At 53.0% G+C, this 3,986-nt stretch carries 4 protein-coding genes; 1 reads left to right on the forward strand and 3 read right to left on the reverse strand.

Annotation, left to right across the window (positions count from 1 at the left end; translation table 11 throughout):
* Positions 1-519 (forward strand): formylglycine-generating enzyme family protein (locus AC0QHF_RS07615; protein WP_324703601.1); only part of this gene is annotated, 519 nt, incomplete at its 5' end.
* Between the two features lie 189 nt (positions 520-708).
* Here the strand turns inward: AC0QHF_RS07615 and AC0QHF_RS07620 are convergent.
* The 3 genes from AC0QHF_RS07620 to AC0QHF_RS07630 all read right to left on the reverse strand — a co-directional run bounded on the left by AC0QHF_RS07620 (position 709) and on the right by AC0QHF_RS07630 (position 3,647).
* A complete protein-coding gene (locus AC0QHF_RS07620; protein ID WP_324703602.1) occupies positions 709-1,584 on the reverse strand; it encodes a metal ABC transporter permease in 876 nt (291 codons plus the stop codon).
* Between the two features lie 216 nt (positions 1,585-1,800).
* On the reverse strand, positions 1,801-2,547 hold the full coding sequence (locus AC0QHF_RS07625) for a metal ABC transporter ATP-binding protein (protein ID WP_324703603.1): 747 nt from the start codon (positions 2,545-2,547) through the stop codon (positions 1,801-1,803).
* Positions 2,548-2,651: 104 nt separating this feature from the next.
* Entirely contained in the window at positions 2,652-3,647 is a 996-nt protein-coding gene (locus tag AC0QHF_RS07630; RefSeq protein ID WP_324703604.1) for a metal ABC transporter substrate-binding protein, read from the reverse strand.
* Positions 3,648-3,986 lie beyond the last annotated feature (339 nt).

The following is a 3,986-nucleotide window of genomic DNA, read 5'->3' on the forward strand; positions in this document are numbered from 1 at the left end:
GAGTGGTGCGCCCGCCTCTCGAAAAAAATCGGCAAACCCTACCGATTGCCCAGTGAAGCTGAGTGGGAATATGCGGCTCGAGCCGGAACCACCACCCCGTTTCATGTCGGTGAAACCCTGACCACCGACCTCGCCAACTACTCTCGCAACCGCAAAACAACGACCCCTGTTGGTCAGTTTCAACACGCCAATGCCTTTGGCTTGTACGACATCCACGGGAATGTTTGGGAGTGGTGCGCCGACCCCTGGCATGACAGCTACAAGAGTGCGCCATCGGATGGTCGAGTTTGGGATGGAAAAGATATCTACGATAACTATGTTGATAATTTAGTAAACTTATTGAACGGAGGTTTAGTTAACTTATTATTGAGAAAACCCCGAGTGCTCCGCGGCGGTTCGTGGTACTTCGATCCTGTTTACTGTCGTTGTACCAGCCGCTACTGGTTCGTCCCGGGCTACCTCCTCGACCTCAACGGTTTCCGCGTCGTCTGTCCGCCCCCGGAGACTCTTCGCCCTTAGCGCTCTTACCCTTTTGCCCTCTGCCCTGTTTTTATTTTACCCTTTTTCTGCGAGCGTAGCTCATTAACGCACCTGAAACTATTGATTTATTAAAGAAATGGTGGGTTACGGCGCGGATTAAAAGTTGTGGGTTTTTCCGACAAATTACTGCCGCGCCTAACCCACCCTACTGGACTACGCCTCACGGGACTAAACTTCGGAGGGTTTTCGGAAACTCTGAGCCAGGATGCCGTACTTGGGAGCGAAGACCATCGCCACTAGAAATAATAGCGTCAGAACCACGACGATGCAACCCCCCGTGGAGACATCCAGGTGATAGCTGAGATAGGTTCCGCAGACGCAGGAAAAGACGCTGCTGACGATCGCAATTCCCAACATACGATCGAAGCGATCGCTCAACAAATACGCGATCGAACCCGGCGTCACCAACATGGAAATCACCAGGATAATCCCCGCCGTCTGCAACGCCGCCACGATCGTCAAAGCCATCACCGAAAGCAGGGTATAATACATCATCTGGGTATTCAAACCGATCGCCTGGGCGTGGTTGGGATCGAAACAAAACAATAACAGATCCTTTCGCCTCAATAAAATCACCGCCAGCGTAATCGTCCCGGCGATCAACGTTTGCACGATATCTTGCTGAGAAATACCCAAAACATTCCCAAACAAAATATGGAACAAATCGATATTGCTGGGAATCTTCGTCGCCAACACGATCCCGAAGGCGAAGAACCCCGTAAATACCACCCCGATTACCGCATCCTCTTTGAGGCGAGTTTTCGACTTCACATAACCGATCGCCACCGTCGCCCCGAACCCGAACACAAACGCCCCGATCGCGAACGGAATATTCAAAGCGTAAGCCACCACCACCCCCGGAACCACCGCATGGGAAATCGCATCCCCCATTAGCGACCAGCCTTTCAGTGTAACATAACAGGAAAGCACCGCACAGATGAGCCCCACGAAGGCACTCACCCAAATCGCCTTCACCAAAAATCCATATTGCAGCGGTTCCGCCAGCCAATTCAAAATCGGAATTGATGTCATTAAATTGTTCATAGTAAAAACTCAATGGTGTCTCAAGAAAGAAACCGGGTTTCTAAATAGATCTCGGGTTAAAATTGCAAGATTGTAATAGAAATCCGGTTTCTAATCCGGATCGCTTGGGAATCAATTCCCAAGCTAACAGCAGAAATCATCTGAAGATGATTGGGAAGTTTAGGGGACGACAAAACCAGACCCGATGCAATCAACAAAAAAACCAAATTTCATTTTTCATTGAAATTCCCGCCCCCCAAACGTCAAAGCCAAATTCTCCTCCGTAAAAGTGTCCTCTGTCGTGCCCGAAGCGAGGATAGTCCGATTGAGAAGAATGGTGCGATCGCAGAACGTAGAAATCGACGCCAAATCGTGGGTGGAAACCAAAATCGTGTGTCCCTCATCCCGCAACTGCAATAATAAATCGATCATCTGTTTTTCCGTCTTCACATCCACCCCCGTAAACGGTTCATCCAACAAAATAACCTTGCCCTCCTGGGCCAGCGCCCGGGCCAAAAACGCCCGTTTTCTCTGACCCCCGGACAGTTCCCCGATCTGGCGGTGGCGGAATTCCGTCATCCCCACCCGTTCCAGACTTTCCATCACCATCCGCCGATCTTTTGCCCCCGGAATTCGCAGCAAATTCATATAACCGTAACGGCCCATCATCACCACGTCGAAGACGCTGACCGGAAAATTCCAATCCACCTCGTCCGACTGGGGTACATAGGCCATCAACTGGCGTTTCTGGGCTTTTTTAACCGGCAGATCCCCGACGCGAATTCGCCCTTCGGTGGGTTGCAGAAACCCCATGATCGATTTGAACAGCGTCGATTTGCCGCCGCCGTTGGGCCCCACCAAAGCGGTGATGGTTCCCGGTTCGACGGTGCAGTTGGCGTTGTACAGGGCGAGTCTGGCGTTATTGTAGGTGACGCTGAGGCGATCGACCGTGATATTTAAAAGTGGAATTGTGGTTGAAATCATGGTTCGAGATAGAGATAGTTTGTTTGTATGTAAATTGGTTTTTTATCCCCCCCAGCCCCCCTTTGAAATGGGGGAGTTAAAGTGTGTCCTTTTAAGGGGAAGAATTAGGGGGTATTGCTGCCGGCTAGTAAACCGTTGGAAATGGTGCGGACGTCGTATTCGAGCAAGTCCAAATAGGTCGGCACCGGGCCGTCCTCTGGGGACAGAGAATCGACGTAGAGGTTGCCGCCAAATCGGGCGCCGGTGGTTTTGGCGACCTCTTTTTGGGCCTCGTCGCTGACGGTGGTTTCGCAAAAAATGGTGGGCACGTCGCTGGCTTTCACCTTCTCGATGACGGTTTGCACCTGTTTGGGGGTGGACTGGCGATCGGCATTGATGGGCCACATATAAATTTCCTTCATGCCGTAATCCCGGGCCAAATAGGAAAACGCCCCCTCGCAACTGACCAAATACCGCTGATTTTCGGGAATTTGGGCGAGATCCCGCCGCAACTGTTCGTCGATCGCCCGCAGTTTTTCGCTGTAGGCTGCCGCGTTGGCGTTGTAGGTGGCGGCGTTGTCCGGGTCGAGCTCCACGAAGGCTTCGCGGATGTTTTCGACGTAGACGAGGGCGTTTTGGGGGGACATCCAGGCGTGGGGGTTGGGTTTGTCGGTGTAGGGCCCTTCCGCGATGGGGACGGGTTCGATGCCGTCCGTGAGCACCGCGGCGGGCACGTTTTCGACGTTGCCCAAAAATTGCTCGAACCACCGTTCCAGGTTCATGCCGTTGTACAGGATCAGGTCGGCGTCCTGGGCCTTGACGATGTCGCTGGGGGTGGGTTCGTAGCCGTGGATTTCGGCGCCGATGCGGGTGATGGATTCCACGATCAGTTTGTCCCCCGCCACGTTTCGGGCCATGTCCGCCAGTACGGTGAAGGTGGTCAGAACTTTCGGTTTGCCATCTTCGTTGGTGGGGCGATCGCCCGCTATTTGGGCGTTTTCGGCCGTATTTTCCCCATTTGGGGGGGGGTCGATCTGGGTTCCGCTACACCCGGACAGCCAAACCCCCAGCGTCAGGCTGGCGGCGAGGATGAGGCTTCTCGGGTGGAAAGTCTGTGTCATCGAGATGGACTGATTTCATAATTGTTTCATTTTTCATATTTATATCATAATCCGCGATCGCTGCGAATTGCCCCCCGGAGGGATTTGGGATGGGCCTTTGGGAGGGTGTGGGGTGGGGGAAATTTTTCACCACAGAGGCACAGAGGACACGGAGAGGTTATTTGTCCTTATTTCAGATTCGGTTTTTTACCCGCCCCCCTCGATCCCCCCCAACCCCCCCTTGCGAAGGGGGGGAGTCTCAAGCGTCCCCGAATTTTTGAGGGTTTGACATCCGGACTCAAAGTCCCCCTTTGTAAGGGGGATTTAGGGGGATCGAACTGTATCGGTTCCGGTTTTTTG

It is taken from the genome of Lyngbya sp. CCY1209, from assembly GCF_055795065.1.